This window comes from Mycobacterium sp., from assembly GCF_050701675.1.
Classification (GTDB): domain Bacteria; phylum Actinomycetota; class Actinomycetes; order Mycobacteriales; family Mycobacteriaceae; genus Mycobacterium.
Genome location: NZ_JBOGDD010001276.1, coordinates 1 through 1,573, shown reverse-complemented (window position 1 = coordinate 1,573; position 1,573 = coordinate 1). Strand labels below are relative to the sequence as shown.

Below are 1,573 nucleotides of genomic sequence, written 5' to 3'. Positions count from 1 at the left end.
CGTGCACAGTTGCGCAACCGACAACTTCGACCACGAACGACGAAGAGTAGTCGCCTCCACGCCCAACTGCGCAAGCATCCGGACGGTAGCTGCTGAGCGGAAGGCGTTCTGTAACTGAACAGTTCGTGGTGCAACAGCTCCGGTCACTCCACACAGGAGGTCAGCTGCCAGCGCCTCGTCGTCAGGCCAGCGACTGTGGGCGGAAAGCAGGATCAGCGTGACCCCCGAACCCATGTGCTCCAACGCCACCACGTCGAGACCAACGAGTCGTCGGGTCACCGCCGAGGCGACTCCGTCGGCGGTGAGCCCCACAACCCAATAGGAGGCAGTCTCGTCGAGGCCGAGGACCTCTGCCGCGCGATGGACCATGGCGGGACTCGGTTCGCCGGAGAACAAGTCGGACAGGCTCTGCTGTTGTTCGATGATGTTGGTGCGCGCAGTTTGCAGCCGCTGATCAAGGTAACCCTGTTGGACCGCACCGGCGAAGTCGTCGACCACTTTCCAGAGTTGACCAACATGCATGGCTAGCACGCGCATATCGGTGTCATCGGCCAGACGTAACAAGGCCGACCATGCGACCAGGAAGTCGCTTCGGACCGCCGCGCTCAGATTCTCCAACGCTATGCCCTGGCGCGCGCGCAGAGCCCCGACCGCTGTCGGGAACGCGATGAGTTCGTCCGAAAGGGGTCTTTCCAGCAGGCACCCGAGAAGATATCGAAATGCGTTGCGGGCGCTCTCTTTCAGGTCGTTCTGGTCGGGAACGTTGTCGTAGTAGCGCGCGCCACCGTCGATTCGTTCGAGATATTCGGCCGCCAGTTGTTCGTCGATGCCGGCGAGATTCTCAAGCAGGATCTGCCACCGCAGGTGGGCTTCGTCATGTTCCGGCAAGTGCCGCACTGGTCAACCCAACGACCCCGCCAGATGAGACCCCCATCGGGAGTTCAATGGACCGGCTCCCACCGTCGCCAGGCATGCCGCGAGTGTGACCGCCACCGAATCCAGTACGGGCAGCGCAAGTTCGGCTTCGGCTGGCTCGACGGCGTCGGCGCCGTGCAGATTGGTGCACACGTAGGCGATCGCATCGGGTTCGCTTCGTGCGACCTGTCGCGTGGGCGCCAGTAACTCCTCGGGTCGAATCCGGGCGATGTCGGTGGTCTCGGTGAGATCGAAGCCGTGTGCTGCAGTCACCGTGATGCCCTCGTCGCGGTAGCACTCGCCGATCTTGGCGTTCATATCGTCGGGGTAGGGGGTGACAATGCCGAGGCGGCGCACACCCAGCGCGCCGAACACCGCCATGTAGGCCTGAGTGTTGGTGAGAGCCCGCACGTCTGTCGCGGCGGTAATGGTGTCGGTGATCGCGCGGTCATGCGCCGTGCCCAGCCACGACCCGGCCGTACCGTTCCAAGCGATCACGTCGACATCGGCGGCTGCCAGCAGGGACGCAGCCGCTTCCATACCGGCCGTGTCGAACTGGGCATCGGAGGTGCCGTCGAGGCCAACCCGGGCGACCGGGATGCGGGTGAAGTGGACGCTCACGTCGGTCCGCTCACCCAGCATCCGGTACGTCGTGGGC

General features: G+C 64.1%; 2 protein-coding genes. Both read right to left on the bottom strand.

Annotated elements, in window-relative coordinates; all coding sequences use genetic code 11:
- The coding region (locus ACRDUX_RS39445) for an RsbRD N-terminal domain-containing protein (protein ID WP_526422762.1) at positions 1-897 on the bottom strand (897 nt) is incomplete at its 3' end.
- Between the two features lie 3 nt (positions 898-900).
- Positions 901-1,573, bottom strand: a 673-nt coding sequence (locus tag ACRDUX_RS39440; RefSeq protein ID WP_526422760.1) for a maleate cis-trans isomerase family protein, incomplete at its 5' end; no start/stop codon positions are given.